Origin of the sequence: Blastococcus xanthinilyticus (assembly GCF_008124835.1) — a bacterium.
Lineage (GTDB): Bacteria > Actinomycetota > Actinomycetes > Mycobacteriales > Geodermatophilaceae > Blastococcus > Blastococcus xanthinilyticus.
This window is the reverse complement of record NZ_VNHW01000001.1, coordinates 234197-249129: the sequence shown is the minus strand read 5'-3', so window position 1 is coordinate 249129 and position 14933 is coordinate 234197. Positions and strand designations below refer to the sequence as shown.

Genomic DNA, 14933 nt, shown 5'->3' with positions numbered 1-14933 from the left:
TCGGCCGTCCCTGGTCTGCTCCGCGCCCGGGGACGGGGCACGAGCGGCGGGACGGCGCCGGGACTACGTGTTCGCCAGCCGGTCGGCGATCACCGCCATCAGCCGAGTGAGGTGGTCCAGGTCGGCCGCGGTCAGCCCGGCCAGCACGGTGGCGCGGACGAAGTGCTCGTGCGCGGGACCGCCGCGCCGGACCAGGCGCCTGCCGTCGTCGGTGAGGGTGGCGAGCCGGACACGCCCGTTGTCCGGTGCGGTGCGCTTGTCCAGCATGCCGGCGGCCTCCAGGCGGGCGACCACGTGCGAGAGGCGCGAGAGGGTCACGTGCGCCTCGTCGGCGATGGCCTTCAGCGGCAGGGTCGCGTCCGGTGCGGCGTCCAGAAAGGCCAAGACGTAGAACTCCATGCACGTGAGGTCCACCTCGCCGCGCATCTGGGTGTCCAGAGCGGCCGGCAGGCGGGTGGCCACCCGCAGCAGCCCCATCCATGCCGAGGCCTCGGCCCGAGTGAACCCGAGAGCCGGGCCGGTGCTCGTGTCGGGCGGGGTGCCGTGGTCGGTCGTCACGTCGCCAGCATAACTCTGAGTTGACGGTTCAAGTGATGCCGGACTACGTTGACACTTGAAGCTTCGACCATCCGGGGAGGAGCTTCGACCAGAGACGAGGAGCAGTCATGGACATCACCGTGCTCGCCGCTTCGGGACCCACCGGGCGCCAGCTGACCACGCAGGCCCTGGACCGGGGCCACCGCGTGTTGGCCCTGGTCCGCAATCCCGGCGCCGTCGAGGACCTGCGCCGGCGCGGCGCCGAGGTCGCCGAGCTGGACGTCACCGCGAACGGGGCCGCCGGCACCCTCGGGCGGCTCGCCACGGGGAGTGACGCGCTGGTCAGCGGGCTGGGCACCGCGCGAGGTGGCCGGCCCGGCATCCTGGCCGCGGGTGCCGGAGTGGTGAGTGGGAACGGCACGGCCCTGGTGGTGCCCCGCACCGTGTGGCTCAGCGCCCTGGGCTCGGGCAGGTCGCGCGGCGCCGCGGGACCGGTGTGGTCCACGGCGATGAAGCTGATGCTCAGGAGTGAGCTGACGGACAAGGAGGCCGCCGACGAGCTCGTCCTGCCCGCGGGTGCGGTCAGCGTGCACGCTCCGATCCTCAAGGACGGCGAGGCCTCCGGCACGGCTCGAACCGTGCCGGTCGCGGCCTACCGCGGTGGAGTGCTGCCGGGGCGCATCTCCCGCGCTGACGTCGCCGCGGTGATGCTGGACCTGGCGACCGGTGACGGCCACGCGGGTGAGGTCGTCGTGGCCGCCGCCCGCTGATGCCGCGCGGTTCCTCTCGGGGACCCGAGGTGCGTCCGGGAGGGACGCGTCCACGCGTTGGTGTCGAGCGGCTCCGGGGGATCGGTCCGGTACGGGCCTGCGCCCACCGCGCCAGGCCTGCCCCGCCTCCGCCACACCAGCCACCGCATCGGCCATCCGCCGCTCCCGGGCGCAGTCCTCCGTCGGCGCGGTGAGGGCGGCGCCGCTGTTCCCGTCGAGAGCGGCAGGCAACCGCTCGGCCCGACGACGAGGGGACGGGGCAGGTGCCGAACGACCCTTCGTGCCCGCCTGACCGACCGCGCGGGACGCTGCCGGTGAGCGACCAGCGGTTCCGCCTCCTTCTGCTGCCCCCTCGGCCCCGTAGCGCACAGCTCACCGGAACGGGACGCTTGCACGGGTCGGCGTACCGGCTGAGGGGTTGTCGCACGACGTGGTGGTCCATGCGGCGGCCGGCTCCTCCTGCGACCGGCCCGGTCGCGGTGCAGGACCGGTGTCCCCACCGTCTACCGTCCGACCGGCACCGACGGCCGGGCGCGGTCACCGCGCGCCAGGAGCCGCCGGCAGCGGGAGCCCGGTCGGCAGTTCGGCGGGCAGGAAGGCGCCGGAGTCGCGCAATCGGCGCGCGACGTCGACGAACGTCGTCACGGCCCGGTTGCCGGTGTCCCGGCGCCAGACCAGCCGGTGGTCGACGGTGGGGCTCGGAGCGGTGAACGGGCGGTAGACCACCCCGGGATGCGAACGGCTCGCCGCCGCGCTCGCCGTCGTCACACCGACTGCTGCCGATGACAGCACGAGCGGCAGGACCTGGTCGATGGTGGAGTGCTCGGCGGTGACGGTGACGGTGGCACCCCGATCGTGCAGTTGTCGGAGGATGGCGTCGTGCAGCCAGGGGTTCACGGCACGTTGGACCACCACCAGGGGCCGACCGGACAACGCGCGTGGGTCGAACGGCCCGGCACCGACGAGCGGGTGGTCCGCTGCCATCGCCGCGACCAGCGGTTCCCGCGTGACCAGCAGGTCCTCCAGGTCCGGCGCCGGGGGAGGGGCCCAGCCGAAGGCGAGGTCGAGGCGCTGCTCGCGCAACTCGGCGAGCTGCTCGGGTGTGCGCATCGGCACCGGAGTCACGTGGACGCGCTCGCCGGCCAGGGCCGGCCCGGTCAGCTGGAACAGCCGCGGGCCGAGGTCCTCGGCGTATCCGACGCGCAGCTCCCGACCCAGGCCCTGAGCCGCTCTGCGGCCGACGTCCCGTGCCCGCTGCGCCGCCCGGACCGCGCGCCTGGCCTCCGGGAGGAAGGCCTCGCCGACCGCGGTCAGGGCCACCCGCCGGCTGGTCCGGACGAACAGCGCCGCCCCCAGCTCCCGCTCCAGCCTGCGGACCTGCTCGCTCACCGACTGCTGGCTCACCCGCATGCGCGCGGCGGCCCGGCCGAAGTGCAGCTCCTCGGCCACCGCCAAGGCGTACGCGAGCTGCCGCAGTTCCACGACCACCTCCACGATCGACAGGGTCGGCCTGTCGACCGTACCCGCGTTCGCCGTTGATGCGTCACGAACCCGAGGGCTCAATGGAGGCAGCCCGGGACGCAGAGGAGTGCCCCGGCAGCACCTGGAGCGATCGTCATGAAGACCTGGTTCATCACCGGCGCCTCGCGCGGCTTCGGCCGCGAGCTCACCGAGCAGCTGCTCGCCCGCGGCGACCGCGTCGCCGCCACGCTGCGCCGCCCCGACCAGCTCGCGGACCTGGCGCGGACCTACGGCGAACGGCTGTGGGTCGGCGCCCTCGACGTCACCGACACCGCGCAGCTGCGTACCGTCGTCGACGCCGCCTTCGCCGACCTCGGTCGCGTCGACATCGTGGTTTCCAACGCCGGTTACGGGGTGTTCGGGGCGGCCGAGGAGCTCACCGACGAGCAGATCGACCGGCAGGTCGCCACCAACCTGACCGCGTCGATCCAGCTGGCCCGTGCCGCCCTGCCGCACCTGCGGGCCCAGCGGAGCGGGTTGCTGATGCAGGTCTCGAGCATGGGCGCGCACATCGGTTTCCCGTCGTTCTCGCTCTACCACGCCACCAAGTGGGGCATCGAGGGCTTCTACGAGGCCCTTGCCGGTGAGGTGGAGCCGTTCGGCATCAGGACGACCCTGGTGGAGCCCGGGATGATCCGGACGTCGTTCTACGACGCCGCCGAGCGCACCCCGGTGCACCCGGCCTACGCCGACCACCCCGGCATGGCCCGGGGCACCATCCCGGTCGACACCATGCCCGGCGACCAGGCCAAGGTGGTCGCGGTGATGATCGTGGCCGCGGACGCCGACGCGCCGCCGCGCCGGCTGCTGCTCGGGTCGGACGCCTACCGGATGGTCAGCGCCGCCCTCAGCGACCGGTTGGCCGGCTACGAGGCCCAGCGGCAAACCACCTTCTCCACCGACGTCGACGGCGCCCAACAGGACGAGAAGGCCGCCGGCGTGGCCCGCTGAACCCTTTCCGCGCCACGGAAGCGGAGCAGGTCGCCGGGGTCGCACACCCCAGCGGCGCACGGCCGGTCAGGGCGGGGGAGTCCTCCGGGCGGTGAGCCGGTGGACGGCGATGTCGCGGAACTCCCGGACCCGCGGTACCCGGTCCCCGGGCCGGGTGGCGATGACGACCTGGGTCGGCGCGATCCCCGCGATCGGCACCGACGTCAGGTCCTCGCGGAACCAGGTGCTCGGGGCGCCGGGGGGAGCGATGGACAGCGCCTGCCCGCTGGCGACGAGCTCGAACCGTTGCATGGTCTCCTCGACGAGCGGACCGTCCGGCGCCGGCCGCCCGTCGGGGCGCGGGTCGATCCGCCAGAACGCGTCCCACCTCGCCTCCGAGAAACGCACCAGCGGTTCGTCCGCGAAGTCTGCGAGCGTCACCGACGCCCGGCCCGCGAGCCGGTGGCCGACCGGGACGACGAGCACCCGCGGCTCCTCGTAGAGGACGGTGACGTCGAGCGTGTCGTCCGGGAAGGGCGGCCGTGCGAGTGCCACGTCCACGCGGTGGTCGAGCAGCGCCGCGTGCGGCTCGTGCCACAGCAGGTACTCGGTGCGGACGTCGGCCTCGGGGTGCCGGCGGCGCAGCTCCAGGACGGCGGGCGTCACGCTGAGGTTGCCGATGTACCCGACGGTGAGTGTGGTGGGCTCGGCCGCCGCGCGGGCGTGCGCCGTCGCCCGGTCCGCGGACCGCAGCAGCTCCTGCGCCTGTAGCAGGAACGCCTCCCCGGCTGCGGTGAGGCGGCTCCCGCGCGGGGTGCGCTCCAGCAGGCGGGCACCGACGACCCGTTCGAGGTGTTGGATCTGCCGGCTCAGCGAGGGCTGCGCGAGGTGCAGGGCGTCGGCAGCGCGACTGAAGTTCTGGTGTTCGGCGACCGCCGTGAAGTACCGCACGAGACGCAGGTCCAGGTCGGGCAGCGGGGACGACGAATCCGGCACAGCTCGACGGTACGCAGGAGCCATGCGCCTACGACATGGCCGAGTGCAGAACAGGTCTTGGACGGCCCGTCCGCACCGCTCCTAGCGTCGATCGCGCAGCCGGCGGTGGTCCACCGCCGCACCAGCGAGGGAGGACCCGCGATGAGCTACCGGGTCGAGAAGGACGTCATGGTCGAGATGCGGGACGGCGAGACCCTGGCCACGGACCTGTGGCTCCCCGAGGGCGGGCCCGCCCCGACGCTTGTGGTGCGCACCCCGTACGCCAAGGACTTCCCCAACCTCCTGGCAAACGCCATCGACGTCCCGCGGTTGGTCGAGGCCGGCTACGCCGTGGCGTGGCAGGATTCCCGCGGCACGGGCCGCTCCGGCGGAGTGTTCGCGCCGATGTCGGACGATGCGCACGACGGGAACGACACGCTCGCCTGGCTGCGGACCCAGCCCTGGTCCGACGGCACCATCGGCACCTTCGGGGCCTCGGCCCTCGGCTGGGCACAGTGGGCCACGGCGTCGGAGTCGCCGGCCGGACTGCAGGCCATCGCCCCGACCGTCACGACCAGCGACCACTACACGGCGCCCTGGTACTCCGACGGCGGCGCGCTCTCGCTGCACATGTCCCTGTGGTGGTCGACCCTCATGGGGCTCTTCGGGGCGCAGCGGGCGCTGGCCGCCGGCACCGGCCCTCCGGACACGTTGCTGGAGGTGGCCGGGGCGCTGGACGCCCTGCCGTCCCGCCTCGCCGCGATGCCCACCAGCGACCACCCGGCGCTGGTCGGCCCGGCCCCGTGGTTCGGGCAGATGCTGCGCCACCCGGATCGCGATCGGTTCTGGCAGGACCTGTCCATCTCCGACCAGGCGGATCAGGTGACCGCACCGGCTCTGAACGTGGGGGGCTGGTTCGACGTCTTCGCCGGCGCCACGACGTCCACCTACACCCGGATGCGGCGCGAGGCGGGCAGCGCCGAGGCCCGCGCAGGCCAGCGCCTGGTGATGGGTCCCTGGGACCACACCGGCTACACCGGCGCCTACTTCGACCGGCAGTTCGGCTCCGGCGCCGACATCCTGGCCGCCGACCTCACCGGCGTGCACCTGGCGTTCTTCGACCGCCACCTGCGCGGACGCACGGACGCCCTCGAGGGCACCGCGCCGGTGCGGATCTTCGTGATGGGCATCGACCAGTGGCGCGACGAGCAGGACTGGCCTCTGCCCGACACGCGGTACACCGACTTCCACCTGACCGGCTCGGGTCGGGCCGGCACCGACGCCGAGGACGGGGGACTGTCGCCCGACGGCCCCGGGGAGAACGCCACGGACGTGTTCACCTACGACCCGGCGGACCCGGTGCCCAGCCGTGGCGGGCGCCTCATCGCGCCCGGCACGCTCAATGCCGTCGGCCCGGTGGACCAGCGCGACGTCGAGGCCCGGGACGACGTCCTGCTCTTCACCACCCCGGTGCTGATCGAGCCGCTCGAGGTGACCGGGCCGATCTCCCTGGTGCTGCACGTGGCCTCCTCGGCGCTCGACACCGACGTCACCGGCAAGTTGGTGGACGTCTTCCCCGACGGCCGGTCGATCTACCTGACCGACGGGATCGCCCGGATGCGGTACCGCAACTCGCTGGCCGCCCCGGAGCTGCTCGCGCCCGGACGGGTCTACGAGGTGACGGTCGACCTGTCGGTGACCTCCAACGTGTTCCTGCCCGGCCACCGCGTCGGTCTCGAGATCTCCAGCAGCAACTTCCCCCGCTACGACCGCAACACCAACACCGGTGGCGTCATCGCCGAGGAGTCCCTGGACCAGGCGGTCGTGGCCACCAACCGGGTGCTGCACGGGCCGGACCACCCCAGCCGGCTGGTCCTGCCGCTGATCACCCGCTGACCGCATCGAGAACTGGAGAACGCCATGAGTCAGGACCAGGTCGGCCGTGCGCCGACCACCACCACGAACCGCCACGCCGCGGCCACGAGCCTGCTGCTGGTCGTGCTGTGCGGAGTGCAGTTCATCGATGCCTTCGACGTCGCGTCGATGGGCCCCGCCCTGCCCGAGATCCAGCAGGACCTGGACATGCCGCCCGGCAGTCTGCAGTGGATCATCACCGCCTACGTGCTGGGGTACGGCGGCCTGCTGCTGCTCGGTGGCCGGCTGGCCGACCTCTTCGACCGCCGCAAGCTGCTGCTGGCCGCCCTGGCCGTCTTCGTGGTCGCCAGCGTCGTCGGTGGGCTGGCCACCTCCGGCGAGGTCCTCATCGCCGCCCGGCTGGTCAAGGGCGTGACCGCGGCCTTCACCGCACCGGCCGCCCTGGCCATCCTCCTGCACACCTTCGCCGACGAGCATGCCCGGGCCAAGGCGCTGGGTACGTACATCTCGGTCTCGGCCGTCGGCTTCACCTCCGGCCTGGTTCTCGGCGGGGTGCTCGCGGCGGCCAGCTGGCGGCTCGTGCTCTTCGTGCCGGCCACCCTCGCCGTGGTGCTGCTCGTCGCCGCCGTGCGCGTCATCCCCCGCCCGGCGGCCACCGCAGGACGCGGGGAGAGGCAGCGGGTCGACGTGCTCGGCGCCGTCGTCGTCACCGCTGCCCTGCTGACGCTGGTGTACGGCGTCAGCCGGACGGCGGAGAGCGGCTGGGGTGATGGCCCCACCGTCGGGGTCCTGGTGGCGGCGGTCGCCCTGCTGGCCGCCTTCGTCGCCATCGAGCGCTCGCGCCGGGTCCCGCTGGTGCCCCTGGCGATCTTCGGCCGGGCCGGGCTGTCCCGCGGTAACGGTGCGATCTTCCTCCTGCAGGGCAGCTACGTGGCCTGGCAGTTCCTCGCCACGCTCTACCTGCAGAACGAGCACGGGTGGTCGCCCATCGAGGTGGGCCTGGTGTTCGCGCCCGGTGGGCTGCTGGTGATGCTCACCGCGGGGTGGTGGGCCGGCCGGGTCACCCGGTACGGCGCGTGGCCCATCGCGTCGGCGGGGATGGTGCTGATGGTCGTGGGCACCGCCTCGACCCTCGCGCTGGGCACCCTGGACAACGCGCTGGTCTTCGGCGTCGGGTCCACGATCATCGGCGTCGGCTACGCCATGTGCTTCCCCGCGGCCAACATCAGCGCCGTCGCCGGCGCGCGCCCCGACGAGCAGGGCCTCGCCTCCGGCCTGTTCACCGCGTCCTTCCAGATCGGTGGCGGGGTGGTCCTTGGCGTCGTGGCCTCGGTGTTCGCCGCCGCCGGGACGGGCGCAGGCGCCTACCGCTCGGGCGTCACCGCGGCGGTCGCCGTAGCGCTGCTGGCCCTGGCGGTCTGCTTGAGCGGGCTGCGCCGGCGGCACGAGCCCGGGACGCCGGTGATCACCGCCGTGGCCGGCGAGCCGCGGCCGCTCGGGACCGCGGCATCCCCGAGCTGAGCAGCGCCGGGGATGCCGGCCCACCGGCGTCCCCGGCGATCGTGTTCCCACGACCAGATCGATCGACGGAGGAGCCCTCCCCATGCGCGTGTTCATCACCGGTGCGACCGGCTACATCGGATCCGCCGTCGTGGCTGAGTGCCTCGCTGCCGGGCACGAGGTCGTCGGCCTCGCCCGCTCGGGCACCGCCGCGGCCGCCCTGGAGTCTGTTGGGGCCACCGCTCTGCGCGGTGCGCTCGACGACCTCGACGGCCTGCGCGCCGCCGCTGCCGCGGCCGACGGCGTCGTCCACACGGCGTTCATCCACGACTTCACCGACTTGCCCGCCGCCGCCCGGACCGACCTGCTCGCCGTTCGGGCGCTGGGCGGCGCACTGGAGGGCACCGACCGGCCCCTGGTCATCGCCTCCGGCGTCGCCGGGGTCGTGACCACAGGCCGGGTGTCGAGCGAGGCGGACGCCCCCGACCCCGGTGCGGGACCGCGGGCGCACACCGAGGCGGTCGTCCTGGCCATGGCCGGGCGCGGCGTGCGCTCGTCCGCGGTGCGCCTGCCCCCGACCGTCCACGGGGAGGGCGACCACGGGTTCCTCCCCACACTGGTCGGCATCGCGCGCGAGCGGGGCACCTCCGCCTTCGTCGGCGACGGGGCCAACCGGTGGCCTGCGGTGCACCGCCTCGACGCCGCGCACCTGTTCCGCCTCGCGCTGGAAGGCGCCCCCGCCGGCTCCCGCCTGCACGCCACCGCCGAGGAGGGCGTCCCGTTCACCGACATCGCCGACGCCATCGGCCGCCACCTCGACGTGCCGGTCCGGTCCGCAGCGTCACCGCTGAGGACGCGGCCGAACACTTCGGCTGAATCTCGTTCGTCGCGGGGCTCGACGTCCCCGCGTCGAGCACCGTCACGCGCTGCTCCCTCGGGTGGGAGCCGACCCACCCCGGCCTGCTGGCCGACCTGGAGGCAGGTCACTACACCAGGCCCTCGACCGGGTGACCACGGCAGGACCAGAGGAGGACGAGATGGCGCGGGTGTTCATCACCGGTTCGTCGGACGGGCTCGGCCTGGGCGCCGGGCAGCTGCTGGCTCAGCAGGGGCACGAGGTGATGCTGCACGCCAGAACCGAACGCCGGGCGGAGGACGCGCGGCGCATGCTGCCGCAGGTCGCCGACGTGGTCCCGGGGGACCGTCGACCGTGGACGCCGCGCGCGACGTCGCGAAGCAGGCGAACAGGGCGGGGCCGTTCACCGGGGTCGTCACGACGTGGGCATCGGCTACCGGGAACCCCGGCGGGTCGAGACGGCCGATGGGCTGGCCCAACTGTGGGCGGTCAACGTGCTCGCCCGTACACGCTGACCGCGCTCATGGACAGGCCCGAGCGACTGGTCCACCTCAGCTCGGCATGCACCTCGTGGGGGACCTGAGCCTGCAGGGCGTGCAGTGGGCAGCGCGCCGCTGGAACGGAGGTCAGGCGTACTGCGACTCCCAGCTGCACGACGTGCTGCTCGGCTTCGCGGTGGCGTTGCGCTGGCCAGACGTCGTGGTCAACGCAGTGAACCCGGGTTGGGTGCCGACGCGCATCGGCGGCCCCGGCGGTCCGGACGGCATGGAGCTGGCGCGGGTGACCCAGTCGTGGCTCGCCGGTAGCGACGACGCGGAGGCGCGGCGCTCGGGCCGGTGCCGCTACCACCAGCAGCCGGCGGACCTGCACCCCTCGGCGCACCACCGCGCGCTGCAGGACCACCTCCTCGACCGGCTCCGAGATCTGTCCGGAGCCAGCTCGCCGTAGCTGTGGGCGATCCGCGTGGCCGGCACCCGCGCCGCCCTTCACCGTGCCGCTCCGCGTCGTCGGCCGCTGGCTGACCCCCGGCTCACCGTCTCGACGACTGGAGACCCCCCGGGACCGTAGAGCCGGCGTCCACCGCTAGAAGCCCCCTCTTCCAGTGCTACAGCCCTCCCGCCCCTGCTGAGCTTTGGATTCAGCTGAAGCGCCAGGCGCCTCGAAGACAACGGAGCTCGTGACAGCGAACAGCCGCTGTGGCATGGCAAGTCATGGTTGCGGCAGCAGCGACCAGGCTTCTGCACGTCTGCAGGGTCAGCGTCCGGTGGCGCCGTCGATCTGTTCGCGCAGGATGTCAGCGTGCCCGGCGTGCCGGCCGGTTTCCTCGATCATGTGGATGAGAGCCCATCTCATGGACGGAGACGATCCACGGGTCGGCGAGTCAGCGGCGGGCAGGGTTAGGTCGGTGCAGGCGAGAATGCGCTCGTTCGCCTGCCGCACCGCCTCCCGGTATCCGGCGAGCACGCCGTCGAGCGTGTCCTCCGCAGAAGGCTGGAACGTCTTGGGCCAGCTCTTGGCGTCCTCGCCCAGGAAGAGGAACCGCTCAACAGCCGTCACGTGCTTGACCAGCCCGAGGAGGGTCGTGCCCGACGGCACTCCTGCCGTACGGGCTTCGGGCTCCGGGGCTCCCTCGAGCTTCGCGGCGATTGCGTCGCGAAGGTAGTCGAGGAAGCCCAGCAGAGTCGACCGCTCATCCTGCCCGGTGCTTGGCGGCTTCTGGTCCTTCTGTCGCAGTCGTGGAGGCTTGCTGTCCTTGGAGGCCATCCGGGTGCTCCCTCCGATGATGTGGGTCCGTGAGCATGGTGCGAAGGGCTTCGGCCGCTTCACAAGCCGGTGGTCGAGGCGTTCCTGCGAGTTCGGCGAGCGTCGCGGGGCCACGACGATGTCGGCGGCGGTCGCGATAGGGCCACAGGGACCCGATGCGGTGACGACCCCGGACAGGCTGAGACTGGGCAGCGGGGCGATTCCGTGTTGACCCGAGCGTACGACGACTCAGCGGCTGCTCCCTAGGATAAGGGCCTCCTGCAACCGAGTGGCGGTGGCGACGTCCGGGAGCCGGGCGGCCAGGACGTCGGCGTAGACGAACGACTCGTTGAGCCGCACCAGCGCGTACGCGAGATCCCCCGGTGCCACCGTCAACTCGAGGCCGGACTCCTCCATGTCGCGGCGCAGCAGTTTCTCGACGAAGGCGATGCACCCGGGTTGCACAGGCCCCCGCGGATCGGTGAGCACGCGGATCGCGAGGGTCGGCTCCTGGTCGAGCAGCCGTCGGAGCCCGGTCGCCTCTGCCAGAATCAGGTTGACGTGACGGCCGGTGCCCGCACACAGCGGTGCCCCGGCCGGTCGCTCCGCCTCCCACCGGCGCAGGCCCGTCGTCAACGACCGCTCGGTGAGCAGCCACAGGACCCGCCCGAGGAGGTCCTCGCGGCTGCCGACCCACCGGAAGAGCGTCACGCGGGAGATGCCGATCTCGTCGGCCAGTCCCTGCATGTCCAGCCGACGACCGGCGCTGACCCACCGGGCTGCGAGTTCCACGGCGCGCGCGGGCCGTCCGACGAACGGCTCGGGAGGACCCGGGAACGAGACGGTGCCGGGCGTGCTCGTGGTGTCCAGGTCAGACGCTCCCGGGTGCGGTTGCCTTAGGAGCCTGCTCGCCGCCGATCACGCTGTCGACGATAGCCTGCGCGGCCGGGCCGTAAGGGGGGAGAAAGGCGTCGATCATGTCCCCCGTGCCCCGGACGACCACGCCCCGCGGGTTGGAGAACTCCCGGAAGCCTTCGACGCCGTGGTGGCGGCCGTAGCCGCTCTGCCCGATCCCGCCGAAGCCGAGGGAGGGCAGCGCACCCTGGCTGGCGCACACGTTGACGCACGCCCCACCGGACGTGGTCCTGCGCAGCACGTCGCCTGCCAGCCGCTCGTCCTTGGAGTAGACGTACAGGCCCAGTGGGCGCTCGCCCGCGTTCAGCTCGGCCAGCGCGTCGTCCAGGTCGTCGTAGGGGACCACGGGCAGGATCGGGCCGAAGATCTCCTCCTGCATGATGCGCAGGCCCTTCGGCGGGTCGACCACCAGCGACAGCGGCAGCCGCCGACCGGCACGGTCGCCCTCGCCGCCCAGGGTGACGATCCGGGCACCGGCCGCCCGCGCCTCGTCGAGCATGGCCTCGATCCGCTCGAGGTGCCGCTCGGTGATCATCCCGGTGCAGTCGGTCGACATCGCGTAGCCGGGCAGCTGCTCGGACACGTACCCCTCCGCGTGCCTGACGAAGTCCTCGAGCTTCGCCCGCGGCACCAGCGCGTAGTCGACCGAGATGCACATCTGCCCGTTCTTGATCAGCTTCGTGCCGACGACCTCGCGAACGCTCGTCGCGTCGACGCTGTCGTCGGCCAGGATCGCCGGGCACTTGCCGCCGAGCTCCAGGGTCACCGGCACCAGGTTCTCCGCGGCGGCGCGGGCGATCTCCCGCCCGATCGCCGGGCTCCCGGTGTAGAGGAGGTGGTCCCACCGCAGCGTCGGGAACTCCTTGGCCAGCGCCAGGCCGCCGGCCACCACCGCCACCCGCTCCTCGGGGAAGGTCTCGGCGATCATCCGCTGCAGCAGCTCCGCGCAGGCCGGCGTGTAGTCCGACGGCTTGATGATCGCGCGGTTGCCCGCGGCCAGCATCTCCACCAGCGGCCCCACCGAGAGGTCGAAGGGGAAGTTCCAGGGGACGATGTTCCCGACGACACCCTTCGGCTGGTACCGGACGCCCGCACGCGCGGTGCCGTAGAGCGCCGGCTCGGTGTGGCGCTCTTCCTCGGCCATCCACTCGTCGAGGTGCTCGATCGCGTACGCCGCACGGCCGGCCACGCCCAGCACCTCGACCAGGTCGGTGAACAGGTCGGGGTGCGCCCCGAAGTCGGCGCTCATCGCCGCGCGGATCTCCTCGCGGTGCCCGAGGACCATGCCGGCGAGCACCGTGAGATGGCCCGTGCGCTCCTCCGCGCTCGGGTACGGGTCGGCGAGGAACGCGCGGCGCTGCACGTCGTGGAGCCGGTGCAGCTCGCTGATCGCACGACCGTCGTCGACGTCCGGGTGGCTGGGCGGGGTGACGAGCGGGGTGGCGAGCGGACTCATGGCTCCTCCTCGGGACGGCGGTCACCGGCCACGAACTGCCGGGGCGCGGTCGGGGGTTGCTCCAGCACGCCGGACGATACATATTCGTGACTCGTTGCACATCCCCGTCGGACGCCCCGACGACCATTGCGCGAGGAGCTCCATGACCACGTCCCCCGCCCCCGCCCCCGAGCCCGGGACCCAGCACGTCGACGTGCTGATCGTGGGCGCCGGCCTCTCGGGCATCGGTGCAGCCGTCCACCTGCAGGAGGAGGCGCCGGGTACGTCCTACGTGGTCCTCGAGGCGCGCGAGGCCAGTGGGGGGACCTGGGACCAGTTCCGCTACCCCGGCATCCGGTCGGACTCGGACATGTTCACGCTCGGCTTCGACTTCGCCCCGTGGCCGCGCGCGGAGGCGATCGCTTCCGGCCCCGACATCCTGGAGTACCTGCGCGACACGGCCAGGCAGTTCGGCGTCGACCAGCACATCCGCTACCGCTCGCGGGCCGTGGCCGCCGAGTGGTCCGGCGAGCAGGCCCGCTGGTCGGTCGCGGTCGAGAACCCCGACACGGGCGAGCGCACGACGTGGACCTGCCAGTTCCTCTACATGTGCTCGGGCTACTACCGCTACGACCAGGGCTACACGCCGGACTGGCCGGCCCGGGAGGACTTCGGCGGGACGTTCGTGCACGCGCAGCACTGGCCCGAGGACCTCGACCTCACCGGGAAGCGGGCCGTCGTGATCGGCAGCGGCGCCACGGCGGTGACGCTGGTCCCCGCCATGGCTGAGGCCGGCGCCGACCACGTCACCATGCTGCAGCGGTCGCCGTCCTACGTGATGCCCCTGCCGGGCAGGGACCCGATCGACGGCCTGCTGCGCAAGCTGCTGCGCACCGACCGCGCCTACCGGGCGATCCGCTGGAAGAACATCAAGATGTCGACCGCCATCTACCAGCTCTCCCGCAAGCGGCCCGAGCTGATGAAGGCGCGCATCCGCACGCAGGCCGTCAAGCTGCTGCCGGCGGGCTACGACGTCGACACGCACTTCACGCCCAGCTACGACCCTTGGGACCAGCGGATGTGCCTGGTGCCCGACGGCGACTTCTTCGCCTCCATCAAGGCAGGCAGGGCCGACGTCGTCACCGACCACATCGAGTCGTTCACCCCCACCGGGCTGCGGCTGCGGTCGGGGCGGGAACTCGAGGCCGACGTGGTCGTCGCCGCCACCGGACTGAACCTGGTGCCCCTGGGCGGGATCCCCTTCACGGTCGATGGGGAGCGGGTGCGCCTTCCCGAACGCGTCGCCTACAAGGGGATGATGCTCGACGGCGTGCCGAACATGGCCTTCGCGATCGGCTACACGAACGCCTCCTGGACGCTCAAGGTCGATCGCGTCTCGTCCTTCGTGAGCCGCCTGGTGCACCACATGCGCACGCACGGCTTCACGACCGTCACGCCGCAGCTGCCGGACACCCCGATGGCCACGCGGCCCTTCATCGACATGCAGTCGGGCTACTTCGAGCGGGCTCGCTCCGAGCTCTTCCTGCAGGGCGACCAGGCGCCGTGGCAGCTGCAGAACCACTACGCCAAGGACGCCGAGCTCTTCGGTGACGTGCTGGCCGACCCTGCTCTCGAGCTGAGGCGCTCGGGTGCCACGGCCGGCGCGACGTCTCGTCCGTAACCGCGTGCCACCGGGGCCGGTCGGGCTGCGTCCGACCGGCCCCCCGGGCGTCCCAGGTCTCGACCAGGTTACGACTTCGCAGAACGTTGCGTAGCGTCTCTGTCGACTGTTACACACGTGGTCTGGCTCACAGACGCGTGACGGGCCGGCGACCGGCGACGGTGTCCACCCGCACCACTCAGCAGCAGGGAGAGG

Annotated in this window: 12 protein-coding genes; 6 read left to right on the top strand and 6 right to left on the bottom strand. The window is 72.7% G+C overall.

Features of this window, described 5'->3' with window-relative positions; genetic code table 11:
* Positions 1–63: 63 nt before the first annotated feature.
* Positions 64–558, bottom strand: a complete 495-nt coding sequence (locus BD833_RS01200; protein WP_166531291.1) for a MarR family winged helix-turn-helix transcriptional regulator — start codon at positions 556–558, stop codon at positions 64–66.
* A gap of 107 nt (positions 559–665) precedes the next feature.
* Here BD833_RS01200 and BD833_RS01195 point away from each other — a divergent pair, with 107 nt between their 5' ends.
* Positions 666–1307 carry an NAD(P)-dependent oxidoreductase gene (locus tag BD833_RS01195; protein ID WP_166531290.1) on the top strand — a complete coding sequence of 214 codons (642 nt, stop codon included), beginning with the start codon at positions 666–668 and terminating at the stop codon, positions 1305–1307.
* 537 nt (positions 1308–1844) lie between these two features.
* Here the strand turns inward: BD833_RS01195 and BD833_RS22625 are convergent.
* Entirely contained in the window at positions 1845–2801 is a 957-nt protein-coding gene (locus BD833_RS22625; protein ID WP_243737371.1) for a LysR family transcriptional regulator, read from the bottom strand.
* A 123-nt stretch (positions 2802–2924) separates the two neighbouring features.
* Here BD833_RS22625 and BD833_RS01185 point away from each other — a divergent pair, with 123 nt between their 5' ends.
* Positions 2925–3779 carry an SDR family oxidoreductase gene (locus tag BD833_RS01185; RefSeq protein WP_166531289.1) on the top strand — a complete coding sequence of 285 codons (855 nt, stop codon included), beginning with the start codon at positions 2925–2927 and terminating at the stop codon, positions 3777–3779.
* 66 nt (positions 3780–3845) lie between these two features.
* Here the strand turns inward: BD833_RS01185 and BD833_RS01180 are convergent, their stop codons facing one another.
* Complete coding sequence (locus BD833_RS01180; RefSeq protein ID WP_208092270.1) at positions 3846–4754, bottom strand: LysR family transcriptional regulator; 909 nt, start codon at positions 4752–4754, stop codon at positions 3846–3848.
* 141 nt (positions 4755–4895) lie between these two features.
* Here BD833_RS01180 and BD833_RS01175 point away from each other — a divergent pair, with 141 nt between their 5' ends.
* The 3 genes from BD833_RS01175 (at position 4896) to BD833_RS22840 (ending at position 9912) form a co-directional block, all read left to right on the top strand.
* Entirely contained in the window at positions 4896–6629 is a 1734-nt protein-coding gene (locus BD833_RS01175) for a CocE/NonD family hydrolase (protein ID WP_166531287.1), read from the top strand.
* A 24-nt stretch (positions 6630–6653) separates the two neighbouring features.
* On the top strand, positions 6654–8129 hold the full coding sequence (locus tag BD833_RS01170) for an MFS transporter (protein WP_166531286.1): 1476 nt from the start codon (positions 6654–6656) through the stop codon (positions 8127–8129).
* An 82-nt stretch (positions 8130–8211) separates the two neighbouring features.
* On the top strand, positions 8212–9912 hold the full coding sequence (locus BD833_RS22840; protein ID WP_243737370.1) for an NAD-dependent epimerase/dehydratase family protein: 1701 nt from the start codon (positions 8212–8214) through the stop codon (positions 9910–9912).
* Between the two features lie 306 nt (positions 9913–10218).
* Here the strand turns inward: BD833_RS22840 and BD833_RS01155 are convergent, their stop codons facing one another.
* From BD833_RS01155 to BD833_RS01145, 3 genes are all read right to left on the bottom strand, one after another.
* Positions 10219–10728 carry a DinB family protein gene (locus BD833_RS01155; RefSeq protein WP_166531285.1) on the bottom strand — a complete coding sequence of 170 codons (510 nt, stop codon included), beginning with the start codon at positions 10726–10728 and terminating at the stop codon, positions 10219–10221.
* A gap of 228 nt (positions 10729–10956) precedes the next feature.
* Entirely contained in the window at positions 10957–11499 is a 543-nt protein-coding gene (locus BD833_RS01150) for a QsdR family transcriptional regulator (protein WP_208092268.1), read from the bottom strand.
* Positions 11500–11578: 79 nt separating this feature from the next.
* Positions 11579–13078, bottom strand: coding sequence for an aldehyde dehydrogenase family protein (locus BD833_RS01145; RefSeq protein WP_166531284.1), 1500 nt, complete (start codon positions 13076–13078; stop codon positions 11579–11581).
* A 142-nt stretch (positions 13079–13220) separates the two neighbouring features.
* Here BD833_RS01145 and BD833_RS01140 point away from each other — a divergent pair, with 142 nt between their 5' ends.
* Positions 13221–14738 carry a flavin-containing monooxygenase gene (locus BD833_RS01140; protein ID WP_166531283.1) on the top strand — a complete coding sequence of 506 codons (1518 nt, stop codon included), beginning with the start codon at positions 13221–13223 and terminating at the stop codon, positions 14736–14738.
* The last annotated feature ends 195 nt before the right edge of the window (positions 14739–14933 follow it).

Bases quoted from the DNA above. Each gene is read 5' to 3' on its own strand.
- BD833_RS01195 (WP_166531290.1), top strand. From the start codon at position 666: ATGGACATCACCGTGCTCGCCGCTTCGGGACCCACCGGGCGCCAGCTG.
- BD833_RS01185 (WP_166531289.1), top strand. From the start codon at position 2,925: ATGAAGACCTGGTTCATCACCGGCGCCTCGCGCGGCTTCGGCCGCGAG.
- BD833_RS01175 (WP_166531287.1), top strand. From the start codon at position 4,896: ATGAGCTACCGGGTCGAGAAGGACGTCATGGTCGAGATGCGGGACGGC.
- BD833_RS01170 (WP_166531286.1), top strand. From the start codon at position 6,654: ATGAGTCAGGACCAGGTCGGCCGTGCGCCGACCACCACCACGAACCGC.
- BD833_RS22840 (WP_243737370.1), top strand. From the start codon at position 8,212: ATGCGCGTGTTCATCACCGGTGCGACCGGCTACATCGGATCCGCCGTC.
- BD833_RS01155 (WP_166531285.1), bottom strand. From the start codon at position 10,728: ATGGCCTCCAAGGACAGCAAGCCTCCACGACTGCGACAGAAGGACCAG.
- BD833_RS01145 (WP_166531284.1), bottom strand. From the start codon at position 13,078: ATGAGTCCGCTCGCCACCCCGCTCGTCACCCCGCCCAGCCACCCGGAC.
- BD833_RS01140 (WP_166531283.1), top strand. From the start codon at position 13,221: ATGACCACGTCCCCCGCCCCCGCCCCCGAGCCCGGGACCCAGCACGTC.